This is a genomic window from Pseudoalteromonas shioyasakiensis (genome assembly GCF_001550135.1).
GTDB classification, from domain to species: domain Bacteria; phylum Pseudomonadota; class Gammaproteobacteria; order Enterobacterales; family Alteromonadaceae; genus Pseudoalteromonas; species Pseudoalteromonas shioyasakiensis.
On sequence record NZ_LRUE01000022.1, the window covers coordinates 277439 to 293809 of the forward strand.

Here is a 16371-nt window from a genome sequence, read left to right on the forward strand (position 1 = left end):
CGTTGTCGCACAACCTGAAGGTTGCGGTGAAACGTTCTGGCAACTGAGCTAGTGCCGCACAATAAGTTACTAGTTTTAAGTTACAAGCTTCAAGTTAGTTACTTTCTTCTTGAAACTTAAGCCAATTTCTTTTGGTGAGAAATTGGAGCGGCACACGAGGCTCGAACTCGTGACCTCAACCTTGGCAAGGTTGCGCTCTACCAACTGAGCTAGTGCCGCATAAATAAGTTGTAAGCTGCAAGTTTCTAGTTTCAAGCTAATGCTTTCAACTTTCCCCTTGAAACTTATATCAATTTCTTTTGGTGAAGAAATTGGAGCGGCACACGAGGCTCGAACTCGTGACCTCAACCTTGGCAAGGTTGCGCTCTACCAACTGAGCTAGTGCCGCTTTAAAGTAGTCAGTAATTTGTCCGTTGTCGCACAACCTGAAGGTTGCGGTGAAACGTTCTGGCAACTGAGCTAGTGCCGCTTTAAAGTAGTCAGTAATTTGTCCGTTGGCGCACAACCTGAAGGTTGCGGTAAAACGTTCTGGCAACTGAGCTAGTGCCGCAAATTATAACTTTCAACTATAAAAGTTTAGCTAAAGACACACTAACCCCGCGGGGGTTAACGTCTTAAGCGGGGCAGGATTCTACAATAATCCGATGTGTTTGCAAATGTTTTTTACAAATTAAAGAATTTTTCTTGGTAAACCTTTAATTCCATGATCGAATCTTTGATATCGTCGAGGGCTAGATGTGAACCTTTTTTGTTCACTTGCGCTAATACGTCAGGTTTCCAACGACGTGCAAGCTCTTTAACTGTACTCACATCAAGGTTACGGTAGTGAAAGTAGTCTTCCAATTCAGGCATGTACTTATTCATAAAACGGCGGTCTTGGCCGATAGAATTACCACACATAGGTGAAGCACCCGCAGGTACCCATTGCTTTAGAAATGCCAATGTTTGATCAATAGCATCTTGTTCAGTGAATGTGCTTGCTTTACAACGAGCTGTTAAACCAGATTGACCGTGCTGAGTCGTGCACCACTCGTCCATGCCATCAAGCAGTTCATCGCTTTGATGAATAGCAATAACAGGGCCTTCAGCCAAGATGTTTAAATCACTGTCGGTGACAACAGTGGCAATTTCGAGTATTTTATCTGTTGCTGGTTCGAGGCCTGTCATTTCCAGGTCGAGCCAGATAAGATTTGATTTATGAAAAGACATAGTTACCTTAGCGGTGCTTTCCTTTAGATCCAACGCATTTAGATATATCATATTAGTATCATCAGTCGACCTAAAGCTTTTTTTTCAAAAAGCCCGACATTTACTCAAGTTATAGGCCAAAAGTGGCAAAACAAAAGAAATTAAGTAAAGGCCAATCACGTCGAATTAAGGCCAATCATCAAAAACGCCTCTCTAATGCAGACAAAAAGCAACAGAAAGGGGCAACTGTGCAATGGCAAAATGACAATTTAGGCCCTGCCGAAAATGCGGTTGTGATCAGTCGATTTGGCCAACATGCCGATATCGAAACCGAATCAGGCGAAGTATTGCGCTGTAATATACGCAGAACAGTATCGAGCCTTGTATGTGGTGATGAAGTTATTTTTCGCCGTGCAAAAGTTAGCGAAGGCGACTTAGCAGGCGTTATTGAAGCAACTCATGAGCGTCGTTCACAACTAACTCGCCCTGATTTTTATGACGGGGTGAAAGTCGTCGCTGCCAATATTGACCAAATTTTAATGGTCTCTGCTGTATTGCCTGAGTTTACGCCAAACATTATCGACCGCTATTTAGTTGCCTGTGAAGACATGGGGATTGAGCCTATTTTAGTGCTTAACAAAATAGATTTAATTGACGATGAAGGCCTTGCTTTTATTGATGAAATTCTCGATATCTATCGTGAGCTAGGTTATCAAGTACTATTAGTCAGTAATAAAACCGGTCAAGGCATTGCTGAGCTTAAACAAAAACTGGTTGATAAAAACAGCATTTTTGTTGGTCAAAGTGGTGTGGGTAAATCAACCTTAGTGAACACTGTACTGCCTGATGCTGACATCTTAACCCAAGAAGTATCTGAGAACAGCGGCCTTGGTCAACACACAACAACCGTATCGCGATTACACCATTTACCAAGTGGTGGTAACCTAATCGACTCACCGGGAATTCGTGAGTTTGGCTTATGGCATTTAGATGTTGAGCGCGTTACATGGTGCTTTAAAGAGTTCCGTGATTTTATTGGTGGCTGTCGTTTTCGCGATTGTAAACATTTAAACGATCCTGGCTGTATAATTCGCCAAGCTGTTGATGATGGTGAAATTTCAGAACTTCGCTTTGACAGTTACCACCGAATTTTAGAAACTATGGCCGACGGCCGTGCTGGTGCACGCGCTCCTCGCGTATAACTATTTAGGAAATAACAAGTGAGTTTAGATAAATTCAAAATTGCTATGCAATATGCCATGCCAAAACATTTCATTTCGCGCATGGTTGGCAAGTTAGCAGCAGCAAAAGCGGGTGGCTTAACAACGGCCTTAATTAAATTGTTTATCAAACAATACAAAATTGATATGAGTGAGGCTAAATACCCAGATCCAGCTCATTACAAAACTTTTAATGAGTTTTTCACTCGCCCGTTAAAAGAAGGTATTCGTCCACTTGCTGAAGAAAGCGACATTATTGCTCACCCAGTTGATGGTGCAATTAGCCAATTAGGCGATGTAGTAGACGGTCAAATCATCCAAGCAAAAGGCCATGACTACAGCTTACAAGCACTCCTTGGTGGCAAAGAAGAAGACACTGCACCGTTTTTAGGCGGGAAGTTTGCAACTATTTATTTAGCGCCTAAAGATTACCACCGTATTCACATGCCTGTTGATGGTACGCTGAGCAAAATGATCTACGTACCGGGTGATTTATTTTCGGTAAACCCGTTAACAGCACAAAATGTACCTAACCTATTTGCTCGTAACGAGCGTGTTGTAGCTATCTTTGAAACTGAAATTGGCCCGCTAGCCATGGTACTTGTTGGTGCGACAATTGTTGCTAGCATCGAGACTATTTGGGCAGGCACAGTCACGCCACCAGCAGGTAAAGATGTATTTAGTTGGAATTACCCAACTACAGGTGACAACGCGATTACTCTGAAGAAGGGTGAAGAAATGGGTCGCTTTAAGTTAGGCTCTACCGTTATTTTAGCCTGGGGAGCAAATCAAGCTGAGTTCTTATCAGATCAACACCCAGAAACAGTGACCCGCATGGGCACACCATTTGCGAAAATTAACGACTAATAAGTTCAATTAAGCAAACCACTTGAGCAATAGTGGTTTGCTTAAAATTCATTATAAACCGCGCCTACACCCCACGATTACACTCTGAGCATTCACTATCTTTTTGAATATTAAAGCACTGCTGCATTAGTGTTAGCCCATCAAATTGAATAAACTCGCTACCCGTTTTATGGCCAAGCAATATATTGATAGCCAATAAACTTTGCATGCTCCCCATAACACCCAGCAACGGGCTCAATACCCCTGCATTGTCACAATTAAGCGCTGTTTGCTCCTCCGTTTGTGGGAATATACAGCCATAGCAAGGGCTCTGTTCATCACGAAAATCAAAACTCATCACCTGCCCCTGCGTTGCAATAGCGGCAGCTGATACAAGTGGGATAGATTTAGCTAAACAATAGCGATTAACCAAATACCGGGTAGCAAAGTTATCACTGCAATCGAGGATGATGTCAGCACCTTCAAGTAGCTCAACACAGTTACTTTCATCAAGCTTTTGGCATAAAGGCTTAACCGTAATTTGATTATTTAAACTGCTTAACACCTTGGCAGCCGCCTGTGTTTTTGCCTGCCCCATGTGGTTTACTTTATAGAGTATTTGTCGCTGTAGATTTGAAAGCTCAACTTTATCGTCGTCAATCAAAGTGAGCGTTCCGATTCCTGCAGCCGCTAAATAAAACAGTGCAGGTGAGCCAAGCCCCCCCGCTCCGACAACCACAATATGTGCAGACTTTAACTTTTGCTGCCCTGCATGCCCCACCTCTTTGAGTAGCAAGTGGCGGCTATAACGAATTTGCTCTTTGTCGCTTAACGCGCTCATATTATGACTGACCTTCGACCAGCTGTTTTAACTTGGCAATGGCTGCTTGGTAGTTTTCGGCTTCAGTAATCGCACGTACTACGGCAACACTGCCAACACCCGTGCTCGCAACTTGCTCAGCACGAGATAAGTCAATTCCACCAATCGCGACCGTTGGATAATCGGCCATCAACGGCACAAATTTTTCGAGCTTTTCTAAGCCCTGAATTTGCCCAGTCATGTCTTTAGTGGTGGTTGGATAAATAGCACCAAACGCCATATAACTTGGTCTGTAATTATGTGCACGCAGCATCTCATAAAAGCCATGAGTCGATACACCTAAGCGTAACCCCGCCTCTTTTATGGCAATTAAATTAGCGGTTTGTAAGTCTTCTTGTCCTAAATGCACACCATAAGCACCGTGCTTAATCGCCAACTGCCAATAATCATTGATATACACCTGCGCATCGTAATTCTGCCCCAGCATAACCGCACTTGCAATCGACTCATCAAGTGCTGCATCGTCTGCATTTTTCATTCTTAATTGAACTGTTTTAACCCCTTCGGCTAAACACTTCTCTAACCAATCAACCGTATCTACAACGGCATACAGCCCAAGTTGTTTAGAGTCGCACTCGGCAAAGCCTGCTGCCATGGTAAAATCAACCGGGCAATCAAAGTCGAGCTCATCACCGAGCCAACTTCCCGCCTCGATGACTTGTGGGTAATCTGCTAGATTTGTTGGAAAGCAAGTGTGTGCAACAGGTCCAATCCCTTCACCATATCGAATGGCTGCTTTTAAACCTTGGTTTATATAGGCTTTCGCTAAAATAAAGGCATCTTTGAGTGGATACTGTTTGGCTAAACACGCGGCAATCACAGAGGCCATACTGCATCCAGTACCGTGACTATGCGGAGTTTGAATTTTTTCGTTACCAAGCCAATATTCCTGCTCACCTTGCACGCAGTAATCAATGCAATAGCCACTTGGGTAATCCCAATGCCCCCCTTTGATAATCACCGCTTTTGCACCAAAGTCAGTTAACTTTTCTGCGGCTTCTTTCACTGCGCTTGGGCCAATCAAATAAACACCGGTTAATAGCTGCGTTTCGTGGGTGTTCGGTGTTACTACATCGACTAATGGCAATAAGCACTCTTTAATGGCACTAACGGTATCTTCTTCTGTTAATAAATCACCACTTGAGGCAATGGCAACCGGATCATAAACAACTAAAGGCGGCTCTGCCCAAGTTGCTTTGTAATGTTTTAAATGCTCACTAATAAGCTGTATTTGCTGCACATTGGCAAGCATGCCAATTTTAATCACACTGGCAGGCATATCACTGGCTAAGGCTAATAGTTGCGACTCAATCACCTCTGTTGAAATCGGGTTAAGTGCTTCTACACCTAAACTATTTTGTGCCGTTAAAGCAGTAATAACCGTACAGCCGTGTACATTAAAACTTTGCATTGCCTTGATATCGGCTTGAATTCCTGCACCGCCGCCCGAATCTGAGCCAGCTATGGTCCATACAACCTGATTCATGTTATTCCTCACATTTTATTCTTGATGCCAAAATGGCATACCGAGCGTCGGCGTTGATGGGCTTGCTACGTCTTTTTCTGGCATCGCTTTAGCCACATAGCTATATCGCCCCGCTTCAACCGCACTTTTAAACGCTTTACTCATCGTCACTGGGCAACCTGCCCCTGCAATTGCCGAGTTTAATAATACGGCATCATACCCTAATTCAAGCGCTTGGCAGGCATGAGATGGTAAACCTAAGCCTGCATCAACAATTAAAGTATGGTTTGGCAAGCGCTCACGGATCATTTTTAAGTTGTAAGGATTCAGCAAGCCTTTACCTGTGCCAATCGGTGCGCCCCAAGGCATTAGTACTTCGCAGCCTAAATCAGCGAGGCGCTGACACAGCACTAAATCATCTGTGCAATAAGGTAAAACTTTAAAGCCATCGGCCAATAAAATTTTAGTGGCTTCGAGCAGTGCGATTGGATCTGGCTGTAAATTATATTCATCACCAATTAGTTCTAACTTGATCCAATCAGTGGCAAACACTTCGCGGCACATTTGCGCCAAGGTCACCGCCTCTTTTACGCTATGACAACCCGCCGTATTTGGCAGCACCTTTAACCCAGTGTTTTTTATCAATTGCCAAAAATCATCACCCGCAGCAGCGCTTTGCTGGCGTCTTAATGAAACGGTGACAATCTCAGCCTGTGAGGCCACTATCGAATCCTGCATAACACTAGGTGAAGGATACAATGCTGAGCCAACCAGTAACCGACTCGTAAATTGCTCACCATAAACCGAAAAACTATCCATCTTAGCCTCCTTGAATTGGCGACAATAACTCAATGCTGTCGCCTTCGTTGAGGGTTTTAGCATCGCATTGACTGCGCGGTACAAAGTCACCATTAACGGCAACCGCAAATGGCGGTCTTGCGCCAAATTGACTTAACGCCTGAGTCAGCGATGTATTGTCGTTCACTGTAACTGACTGACCATTAATTAAAATATTCATTTTTATCCTTAAGCAATTAAGCTCACTGCATCATCAACCACCTGAGGCGCAAGTAGATAGCCATGACGGTATAAGCCATTAATACTGATCACTCGACCTTGCTTAGTGACTTTCGGACGATTGTCTGTAAACGCAGGACGAAGCCCCGATTGCAAGCTCTCGATACGCCCTTCAGCAAAGCCGCTATGCACCGTATAAGCAGCAGACAATAACTCCAGCGCCGAGCGCACGGTGACTTTACCGCGGTCTTGTGATTCGATTTCAGTCGCACCAATCACAAATTGATGATTTGGCTTAGGAGCAATATAAATTGGGTAACGCGGATGCATCAGTCGTATCGGTCTAGTTAGGTTCACCTCTGGTGCATATAAACGCGCCACCTCTCCTCTTACTCCACGCAGTAAAGGTTCAGCCTGTTTAGCACCTAAGCCTCTACAATCAAATACATAATCAAAGCTTTGGCCATTCACTTGATGGGCGTTCAATTCAACTTTACAGCCAAAGTTAAATTGCACTCCTTGCGAGGTAAGCTTTTTAAAACTAGCGCTATAAAATGCCTGATTATCGAGTTGCCCTTCACAAGGTAAATACACACCTTGGTGGAAACGCCCAGCTAGTTCTGGCTCAAGATCAGCGATTTGAGTGCCAACCAAAGCCTGTGCCTGATAGCTTTCAAGTGGTTTTAAGCGGCTCACAAAACTTTGTAAATCGCCCTTATCTTGCTGATGAGCAACCACTAAACTGCCTGTTTGTTGAAAATACACAGCGTCATCGAGTTCACTTAGAATTTGCTGCCAACGCGTGATGCTATTAAGCCCTTGTAGGGCTAAATCCTGTTCACACAGGACTGATTCTGCAAGGGGGGCTAACATCGCTGCAGCAACGCTGCCGGCACTGTTGCTAGCATGTTCATCATCTTGCTCAAACACACTTAACTGATGCTCTTTAGCAAGTGCCAATGCAGTTAAACGGCCAGTTAAACCAAAACCCAGTATCGCTATCTTTAAAGACATAAACTTTCTAGGCGCTAGGCTCTAGGCCCTAGGTAAAAACCCAGAGCCCATCGCTGATGCCTAGCTCCATCAATTAAACTGCTTTATGGTAAATCTCAGAGCCTGTTTTTTTGAACTCGTCTGATTTCGCTTTCATTTCGGCTTCAACATCGACCATTTTGATTTCGATAGCATCGCCTACGTTATTTGGATCGATACCTCTTGCTTCAAGATCTTTGGCGTAATCACGTACTTCTTGAGTGATCTTCATCGAGCAGAACTTAGGGCCACACATAGAGCAGAAATGTGCAATCTTGCCTGATTCTTGTGGCAGTGTTTCGTCGTGATATTCGCGGGCGCGTTCTGGGTCTAAACCTAGGTTAAATTGGTCGTGCCAACGGAACTCAAAGCGTGCTTTTGATAATGCGTTGTCACGCTCTTGCGCACCTGGGTGGCCTTTTGCTAAATCGGCAGCATGAGCAGCAATTTTGTAAGTGATTAAACCTTCTTTAACGTCTTCTTTGTTTGGTAAGCCTAAATGCTCTTTAGGGGTTACATAACAAAGCATAGCGCAGCCGTACCAAGCAATTTGCGCAGCGCCAATACCTGATGTGAAATGATCGTACCCCGGTGCAATATCCGTGGTTAATGGACCAAGCGTGTAAAACGGTGCTTCTTCACAGTGTTTAAGCTGCTCTTCCATGTTCTCTTTGATCATATGCATTGGCACATGGCCAGGGCCTTCGATGAACACTTGCACATCATGTTTCCAAGCAAGTTTTGTCAGCTCACCTAAAGTACGTAATTCGCTGAACTGGGCTTCGTCATTAGCGTCAGCAATAGAGCCCGGACGCAAGCCATCACCTAATGAGAAACACACATCATACTGTTTTAAAATTTCACAGATTTCTTCAAAGTGCGTGTATAAGAAGTTTTCTTTATGGTGCGCTAAACACCATTTCGCCATGATAGAGCCACCACGCGAAACAATACCGGTAACACGCTTTGCCGTCATCGGCACGTAACGCAGTAATACCCCAGCGTGAATAGTAAAGTAATCAACACCTTGCTCTGCTTGTTCAATCAAGGTATCGCGGAAAATCTCCCACGTTAGGTCTTCAGCTACACCGTTTACTTTTTCAAGCGCTTGATAGATTGGTACGGTACCAATTGGCACTGGCGAATTACGTACCACCCATTCACGGGTTTCGTGAATATAGCGACCCGTTGATAAGTCCATTACCGTGTCGGCGCCCCAACGAGTCGACCACACCATTTTTTCTACTTCTTCTTCGATTGATGATGTGACCGACGAATTACCAATATTCGCGTTCACCTTAACTAAGAAGTTTCGGCCGATGATCATCGGCTCAGTTTCTGGATGGTTGATGTTGTTAGGAAGCACGGCGCGACCACGGGCAATTTCATCACGCACAAATTCAGGGGTAATAAAATCAGGAATACTAGCGCCAAACGATTCGCCTTTGTGCTGGGCCGCAAGTAACTCTTCACGAACTTTAGCGCGTCCCATGTTTTCACGGATCGCCACATATTCCATTTCAGGCGTCACAATGCCTTGTCGCGCATAATGCATTTGCGTTACGTTTTTACCGGCTTTTGCACGGCGGATCTTTGGTAGGTGTTCAAAGCGGATATGATCTAACCCTTCATCTGCCATTCGCTGTTGAGAAAATTGCGAAGTCACTGAGTCTAAAATTTCAGTGTCGCCGCGGCTTTCAATCCACTTTTCACGGTATTTCTCAAGACCCTTGCGCACATCAAGTTGAAAATCTGGGTCAGTGTATGGGCCCGAGGTATCGTAAACACGAATTGGCGCGTTAGGCTCAAATACTGGGTTTTCTTCTGTACCACCGATGAAGGTATCGCTGAGGGTGATTTCACGCATCCCTACTCGTACATTGTCTTGTGTACCTTCTACATAAACTTTATGAGAATTAGGAAACGGTTGCCCCGTTAAGTTATAAATATAATCTGATGCAGCCGCACGGACTTCGCGGCGAGATGGTTTAGTTGTTGTGTTTGACATGACTTACCTCATTGCTTTAAGGGTTGTCTTGTCAGATATTGCAAATGCAATAGAGAGTGGCAAACGCCATTGGATCGTCAATAAGCTAAGTGCTTACTAGTGCAGCCTGTACCGCTTATGCCCCAAAAATTTGGCGCACAAGCGCCCAGTGAGGCAGCTTGTTCCCTACGCAGGTGTTAGCCTGATCAGGTTCACGGATCCCGCTTTCGCGATCTCAGCCTTATTAAAGGCACTCCGACAAGTATAAATTCGTTTCTTTTAAAACGCCCTGAGTGTACGTCAGTTAAAAATTTGCTGCAAGCTCAGCTACTTTAGTTTTTTGCAATGAAGGTAAAGTGGTGCTCACCTTGCAAGGTCAGTTGCTCAGCAGTTAAAGTAATGGCCGCACCTTCTTTTAGCGTTGACAGTAATTGCTGCTCAAGCGCATCAACTTGCTCACCACAAGATTTACGCGTCATACCTAACTTATTTACTGTTAGCGTATCTTCGCTGAGCGCACCTTCACCAAAAAATTTATTACAGCCAGCAAAGCCGTTAACCTGCATCGCTTCGATAAAACGCAGCGAGGCTGTTTGGGATACAGGAATGGCTAAACCATTCACTTTTGATAATTGCCACTGTGTATATTTTAATTGCTCACTAGTGACTGTCCCTGTCGATGAGCAGCCCATGCAAAATAATACTAAAAGGAGGGGCAAGGCTACTAACTTCATATTTTTTTACGATTCAAATTTCAATGTAGTAATAATAACAACATTTAACGCAATTGATCGTTAAAAAAACATGTTTTATCTGTAAAAAATTGTTCTAAGTTAGCTTTTTAAATAACAACGCAGACTATTTGAATAAGTTATCGACTTCTTCTGGTAAAAAAGGACGACCTTTTTCATTTACCGACGTGCCAATCACCAAAGCTTGCAGCATCACTTTATCGTCATGTTTACGATACACCGTTTGCCTAAAAGCAAACTTTAAACGGCTGATACGCTCAGGCTCAACTGCAACGTAAAACTCATCGCCCGGCACTAGTGATGCCTTGTAATCCATTTCGCTTCGCAGCACGACCAGGTTTACTTTTTCTCTTGCTAGCTTTGCAAAGTCGATACCTTGAGCATGTAAAAACTCATGGCGAGCATGCTCTAGGTAATTAAAATAAACACTGTTATTAACAATGCCTTGTAAATCACACTCATAATCACGCACTTTAAAGTCTACTTTAAAGGTCATAGTCGTATTCCTAATCAATTTACGTATAATTGCCTGCGTTTATACCATAAAAATTGATTTTATAGCCATTTGGCTAGCTAGGTTGCTAGAATAGCAGTCCCGAAAATGGAGTTAAGAATCCGCATGAAACGACGTTTATCATTATTATCTGCTGCCATCCTGCCTTTATTCGCAGCATCTTCAATTGCTTACGCTGAAGACGGTGATCTAGAAACGATTGAAGTTACCGGTGATTTCAAAAGAGAAAGCATTCAAACCCTTAGTGCCAGCGCAAGCTTGTTTTCTGATCATGAAATCAATCAACGTGGTGCAAAGTTTTTAGATGAGATGCTTGCTAGTGCAGCGAATGTAAACTTTACCTCTGGTGCATCTCGTGGTCGTTTCGTGCAAATTCGTGGTGTTGGTTTACGCTCACAGTTTGTTGACCCTATTAATCCTTCGGTTGGCTTAGTGATCGACGGTATTAACTACTCTGGTTTAGGCGGCAGTTCACTGTTATTTGATATCGACCAAGTTGAAATTTATCGCGGCCCACAAGGGACTCGCTTTGGTGCTGATGCCTTAGCTGGCATGATTCAAATGGAATCTGCAACACCCACTCTTGACCCAAGTGTGAAAATACAATTAGGTGCTGGCAACTACAACAGCTATGAAGCAGGTATAGCCGCAGGTACGGGTATTACTGACGACACAGCAGTACGCGCCAGCATTTATCAACGTGAATCGGATGGCTATGTTGAAAACCGTTATTTAGGTGAAGATACCCAGCAACAAGATGAGCTTGTTTCTCGCTTTAAGTTACACAGCCAATTGACCGATCATCTGCGTACTGAACTGAATGTACATTACATCGATATAAATAACGGCTATGACGCATTCACACTAGATAACAGCCGTTACAGTGTTGCTGATGAGCCAGGCCAAGACAACCAAGAAAGCATTGCGGTTGGCCTAGCAAACATATACACCGGCTTTGACTTTTTTGATGTTAGCTTAAACCTATCTGGTATCGACAGCGAGCTGTTATACAGCTATGACGAAGACTGGGTGTGTAATGATGAAGCCCAACCTGAATTATGTGCCGCTGGCTTACATGATTGGGGTTATAGCTCAACAGATGCTTACTTTCGCGATCGCCAAGATCAAGCGGCTGAGCTGCAATTTAGTGGTAAATCTGGTGAGTGGGTCGCAGGCATTTACTATCAAGGCCGCGAAGTTGACTTAGAACGTCAATACACTTGGCTTGCGCAACCATTTGCATCAACTTATGAAACCAGCAATATTGCTGCATACGGTCAATTAGCAACACCTATCGGCCCAAAAACAACCTTAATCACAGGTTTACGTGTTGAGCAGTATCAGGGCGACTACACCGACAACAACGGTTTTATTGAAGAAACCGATGATGTCATGGTGGGCGGTAAGCTTGCACTTGAATACCAAGTCATTGATCGCACCATGATCTACACCAGCATTACTCGTGGCTATAAAGCTGGCGGTATTAACTCTGAAGCTTTAGCAAAAGCAAAAGACGAAGGCTTAAACCTAGATGCTGATTTCTTTGCTAATCACACATCATTTGCCCCTGAATACCTATGGAGCGGTGAGTTTGGTGTGAAAGGCAGCTCTTTGGACGATAAGTTTGTGTTACGTCTTGCCGCTTTCTACATGTACCGTGAAGATATGCAGCTAAAATCGTGGCAAGTTGAAGGCCAAAAATTCACAGGTTATATCGATAACGCCAGCTCTGGCGAAAACTATGGTTTAGAAATTGAAGGCAGCTTCCAAGCTACTGACAATTTACTACTAACGGGTAGTGCAGGTTATCTACATACAGAAATCAATGACTTTGTTGCGCAATCAGGCCTAGATCAAGATGGTCGAGATCAAGCACAAGCTCCTAAATACCAATATGCATTCACTGCGCGTTATAACTTTACGCCAGCACTTTATGCATCAATTGGTGTAGAAGGCAAAGACGATTACTACTTCTCTGACAGCCATAACTCACAAGCACCAAGCACTAATTTAGTGAATGCTTCATTTGGTTATGAAAGTGATAATTGGAGCATTAATGCATGGGCACGTAACTTATTTGACGAAGACGTACCGACTCGTGGTTTTGAGTTTGGTAACGATCCATTAGACGGTTACACCACTCATACATACACACAGCTTGGCGAACCTATGGTTGCCGGTGTGACATTTATTTACGAGTTATAAGCAATAGGGTGCTAGGTTTTTTATCTAGCACCCAAACACCTAGAGCCTAGAGCCTAGAGCCAAATAAGTTAAGCCCTTTCAACATCAAAGGCGAGTACGTCTTTAATCTTTTGTTTATTCATTGCCAGCATAATGAGTCGATCAATACCCAGTGCGACACCCGCACATTGTGGTAAGCCATGCTCTAGTGCAGCTATTAAACGCTCATCCATTGGCACTTGCTTTAAGCCATTTGCTTCACGATATTGATTATCTTCACTAAAACGAGCTGCTTGCTCTTTGCCATTGGTCAGCTCATTAAAGCCGTTTGCCAGTTCCATATTTTTAAAATATAACTCAAAGCGCCCTGCGACTCGCTCATCATGTTGGCAAATATGCGCAAGAGCGGCTTGCGATGCAGGAAAATGATAAACAAAACAAGGCTTTTCTTGGCCAATCGTTGGTTCAACCTTCATACAAAATAATAGCTGCAACAAGGTATCGCGGTGCGTTTCATTCGCCGCAATATCGGCAAAGCCCTGCTCTGTTGCTAGTTGCTGCAATGTGCTGATATCAGCAGTTAAAGGATCAACACCTAAGGCGTTCATAAAGGCTTGCTGATATGTGAGTCGCTCTGCGCTTTCTACGCCAAGCACTAATTGCATAAGCTCATCCATTTCATCCATAAGCGCAAATTCATCAAAACCCGGACGATACCACTCAAGCATTGTAAATTCAGGATTATGATGACTACCCGCCTCTTCATTACGAAAGGCTTTGCATAGCTGGAAAATAGCCCCAGAGCCTGCAGCAAGTAAACGCTTCATGGCAAACTCAGGGGAAGTTTGCAAATAAAGTGGTAAGCCACCAGCATGACCAGGACCAACAAACTCGGTACTAAATGTCGCTAAATGCACATCGGTTACACTGGCCGCACTTAAGCTTGGCGTTTCAACCTCCATAACATCACGATCATAAAAGAACTCGCGAATACGGCGGATGATAGCGGCACGGTGGCGTAAAGTTTCAATATCGGCGCTTGGTTGCCAGAGGACATTAGACATAAAGTGTTTCCCAAAAAAAATCCCAGCAGAAGCTGGGATTTTATAATAAATTGCTTAACAAAGCCTATTACTTAACACGGCTCACGTATTCACCGCTACGAGTATCAACTTTGATCACTTCGCCGATTTGTACGAATAGAGGAACACGAACAACAGCACCTGTGCTTAATGTTGCTGGTTTACCGCCAGTACCCGCTGTATCACCTTTTAGACCTGGATCTGTTTCAGTGATTTCTAATTCAACGAAGTTTGGTGGAGTCACAGCGATTGGGCTACCGTTCCAAAGCGTGATTGTACAAACGTCATTTTCAACTAACCATTTTGCATTGTCGCCAAGCGCTTTTTCGTCAGCAGCGATTTGCTCAAATGTTTCGTTGTTCATGAAGTGCCAGAACTCACCGTCAGTGTATAGATACGCTAAATCTGTATCCATTACGTCTGCACCTTCAACTGATTCACCTGACTTGAATGTTTTTTCTAGTACTTTACCTGTGATAAGTTTACGAATACGAACACGGTTAAACGCCTGGCCTTTACCTGGTTTTACCATTTCATTTTCTAAGATGCTGCAAGGTTCGCCGTCTAACATAATTTTTAGGCCGCCCTTGAACTCATTGGTGCTATAATTCGCCATCGTTTCCTCTGTCTAAATAATTTCGAGTAATCTACGTGTCAATGATACAAAGAAATGAAGTAAATTTGCATAAAAACTGGCAAAAAGAATTGGCAAATGTTGTCACTTGTCCTGAACGCTTGCTAGAAATGCTAGGATTATCAAGCAAAGTAGACGAAAAAGACCTCAAAGCACGCAGTCTTTTTCCTGTCCGCGTGCCACTGCCTTTTATCAAAAAAATGCGTTATGGCGACATAAACGACCCTCTTTTGCTGCAAGTGATGCCAAGACACCAAGAGTTTTTAGCAAAAACAGGTTACGACAAAGATCCTCTAAAAGAGCAAGATAACAACCAACCTGGTTTGTTACACAAGTATCGCTCTCGGGTTTTAGTGATGTTTAAAACCGGCTGTGCTGTAAATTGCCGTTATTGTTTTAGACGCCATTTTCCTTATCAAGAAAACCAATTAAACAAACGCAGCTTGATTGACGCACTGGCTTACATAAAAGCAGACAGCAACATCAACGAAGTCATATTAAGTGGTGGCGATCCATTGATGGCCAAAGACGATGCTGTTAGTTGGTTTATGGATGAGTTAGAGCAACTTCCGCAAATTAAACGCATGCGTATTCACAGCCGCTTACCTGTGGTGATCCCTGCAAGAATTACCGATGAGCTATGTGCACGCCTTGCTGCATCACCGTTAAAAGTGGTGTTTATAAACCATATCAATCACGCTAACGAAATTGATGATGACTTTAAAGCGGCCATGCAAAAATTAAAAGCTGCAGGGGTGACGTTATTAAATCAGGCGGTATTACTAAAAGATGTGAATGATTCTGTCGAGTCGCAAGTTGCATTAAGTGAAGCGCTATTTGAGGCAGATATACTTCCTTACTACTTACATCTACTCGATAAAGTTGAGGGTGCTAGCCATTTTGATATCTCTGAGAGTCAGGCACGGGAAATCGTGACGGCTATGCTGGCAGCATTGCCGGGGTTCTTAGTTCCTAAGCTGGTGCGCGAGATCGGCGGCGAAAAAAGTAAAACGCCTATCGATCTAAGGGCGTGCTGACCTTTATTGATTGAAATTTGTTCACTCTATGGGCGATTTAATCGCGGCGCGAGATTTGTAACCTAGTGGGCTAAGTAAAAATCGAGTAACAAAGAGTTAATCGCCCCTAGGAAGAACCCGAAGGGCAGCGCGTGTTTGGCATTAATGCTGCGTTATCGCCTATTTATGTGGAACAACCACACTACATAGGCTCTGCCTTGCCTAAATACCAAACACACTGCTGCAAAATCAATCATAAAGGGTCAACACGCCCTATCTAATTTAACAACTAAACGTATACGTTTACGTTATTACCTAGTGTCGCAGTTACCGACTTAGCAGGTGTTTGTGCAGCACTGGTGTTCATTGCTGCGCCTTCGATAAGTGCAAGTGCCGCAGCACCATCAGCCTTTTGCTGTTTTTTAGCAAGCGATGCGCTGTAAACTTCTGCGCTTTCGCCACCGCCACTCATCGCTGGTAAGCTTGATCCTGATATATTCATAGTTCATTACCTGACTTTTTAAGACAATCCACGTACTATATCGGCATTGCAG

The 16371-nt window shown here is 43.8% G+C and carries 16 protein-coding genes, 2 tRNA genes and 1 riboswitch; of the genes, 4 read left to right on the forward strand and 14 right to left on the reverse strand.

From position 1 onward, the window contains the following. Positions 1 to 143: 143 nt before the first annotated feature. From PASHI_RS17815 to orn, 3 genes are all read right to left on the reverse strand, one after another. A tRNA-Gly gene (locus tag PASHI_RS17815) sits at positions 144 to 219 on the reverse strand. Between the two features lie 93 nt (positions 220 to 312). Continuing rightward, positions 313 to 388, reverse strand: a tRNA-Gly gene (locus PASHI_RS17820). A 275-nt stretch (positions 389 to 663) separates the two neighbouring features. Further along, positions 664 to 1209 (reverse strand): oligoribonuclease, encoded by a 546-nt coding sequence (gene orn / locus PASHI_RS17825; RefSeq protein ID WP_054554138.1) that lies wholly within the window; start codon positions 1207 to 1209, stop codon positions 664 to 666. A gap of 122 nt (positions 1210 to 1331) precedes the next feature. Here orn and rsgA point away from each other — a divergent pair, with 122 nt between their 5' ends. Next, a complete protein-coding gene (gene rsgA / locus PASHI_RS17830) occupies positions 1332 to 2390 on the forward strand; it encodes a small ribosomal subunit biogenesis GTPase RsgA (RefSeq protein WP_058585944.1) in 1059 nt (352 codons plus the stop codon). Between the two features lie 18 nt (positions 2391 to 2408). Then, on the forward strand, positions 2409 to 3275 hold the full coding sequence (gene asd / locus PASHI_RS17835) for an archaetidylserine decarboxylase (RefSeq protein ID WP_175083551.1): 867 nt from the start codon (positions 2409 to 2411) through the stop codon (positions 3273 to 3275). Positions 3276 to 3339: 64 nt separating this feature from the next. Here the strand turns inward: asd and PASHI_RS17840 are convergent, their stop codons facing one another. The 8 genes from PASHI_RS17840 to PASHI_RS17875 form a co-directional block, all read right to left on the reverse strand. Next, positions 3340 to 4095, reverse strand: coding sequence for a HesA/MoeB/ThiF family protein (locus PASHI_RS17840; RefSeq protein ID WP_062566541.1), 756 nt, complete (start codon positions 4093 to 4095; stop codon positions 3340 to 3342). A 1-nt stretch (position 4096) separates the two neighbouring features. Beyond that, on the reverse strand, positions 4097 to 5620 hold the full coding sequence (thiE, locus tag PASHI_RS17845) for a thiamine phosphate synthase (RefSeq protein ID WP_062566542.1): 1524 nt from the start codon (positions 5618 to 5620) through the stop codon (positions 4097 to 4099). A gap of 15 nt (positions 5621 to 5635) precedes the next feature. After that, entirely contained in the window at positions 5636 to 6418 is a 783-nt protein-coding gene (locus PASHI_RS17850; RefSeq protein ID WP_062566543.1) for a thiazole synthase, read from the reverse strand. A gap of 1 nt (position 6419) precedes the next feature. Continuing rightward, positions 6420 to 6617 carry a sulfur carrier protein ThiS gene (thiS, locus tag PASHI_RS17855; RefSeq protein WP_171041525.1) on the reverse strand — a complete coding sequence of 66 codons (198 nt, stop codon included), beginning with the start codon at positions 6615 to 6617 and terminating at the stop codon, positions 6420 to 6422. 8 nt (positions 6618 to 6625) lie between these two features. After that, a complete protein-coding gene (locus PASHI_RS17860) occupies positions 6626 to 7630 on the reverse strand; it encodes an FAD-dependent oxidoreductase (RefSeq protein WP_062566544.1) in 1005 nt (334 codons plus the stop codon). Between the two features lie 73 nt (positions 7631 to 7703). Continuing rightward, the gene (thiC, locus tag PASHI_RS17865; RefSeq protein WP_062566545.1) at positions 7704 to 9656 is read right to left on the reverse strand and encodes a phosphomethylpyrimidine synthase ThiC; all 1953 of its coding nucleotides are present in this window, start codon (positions 9654 to 9656) and stop codon (positions 7704 to 7706) included. 145 nt (positions 9657 to 9801) lie between these two features. Continuing rightward, positions 9802 to 9903: riboswitch (TPP riboswitch) on the reverse strand. A gap of 64 nt (positions 9904 to 9967) precedes the next feature. Then, positions 9968 to 10369, reverse strand: coding sequence for an META domain-containing protein (locus PASHI_RS17870; RefSeq protein ID WP_062566546.1), 402 nt, complete (start codon positions 10367 to 10369; stop codon positions 9968 to 9970). Between the two features lie 124 nt (positions 10370 to 10493). Further along, on the reverse strand, positions 10494 to 10883 hold the full coding sequence (locus PASHI_RS17875; protein ID WP_054561129.1) for an acyl-CoA thioesterase: 390 nt from the start codon (positions 10881 to 10883) through the stop codon (positions 10494 to 10496). A gap of 123 nt (positions 10884 to 11006) precedes the next feature. Between PASHI_RS17875 and PASHI_RS17880 the strand changes: the two genes are divergently transcribed. Continuing rightward, positions 11007 to 13106, forward strand: coding sequence for a TonB-dependent receptor (locus tag PASHI_RS17880; protein ID WP_062566547.1), 2100 nt, complete (start codon positions 11007 to 11009; stop codon positions 13104 to 13106). Between the two features lie 68 nt (positions 13107 to 13174). On the opposite strand, the gene epmA is transcribed toward PASHI_RS17880, so the two are convergent. Together epmA and efp are read right to left on the reverse strand one after the other, a co-directional pair. Beyond that, the gene (epmA, locus tag PASHI_RS17885; RefSeq protein ID WP_062566548.1) at positions 13175 to 14149 is read right to left on the reverse strand and encodes an elongation factor P--(R)-beta-lysine ligase; all 975 of its coding nucleotides are present in this window, start codon (positions 14147 to 14149) and stop codon (positions 13175 to 13177) included. Between the two features lie 67 nt (positions 14150 to 14216). Beyond that, the gene (efp, locus tag PASHI_RS17890) at positions 14217 to 14783 is read right to left on the reverse strand and encodes an elongation factor P (protein WP_054554126.1); all 567 of its coding nucleotides are present in this window, start codon (positions 14781 to 14783) and stop codon (positions 14217 to 14219) included. Positions 14784 to 14824: 41 nt separating this feature from the next. Here efp and epmB point away from each other — a divergent pair, with 41 nt between their 5' ends. After that, positions 14825 to 15838 (forward strand): EF-P beta-lysylation protein EpmB, encoded by a 1014-nt coding sequence (gene epmB, locus PASHI_RS17895; RefSeq protein WP_062566549.1) that lies wholly within the window; start codon positions 14825 to 14827, stop codon positions 15836 to 15838. A gap of 268 nt (positions 15839 to 16106) precedes the next feature. On the opposite strand, the gene PASHI_RS17900 is transcribed toward epmB, so the two are convergent. Next, positions 16107 to 16319: a hypothetical protein gene (locus PASHI_RS17900; protein WP_054554124.1), complete on the reverse strand. Its 213-nt coding sequence runs from the start codon at positions 16317 to 16319 to the stop codon at positions 16107 to 16109. Positions 16320 to 16371 lie beyond the last annotated feature (52 nt).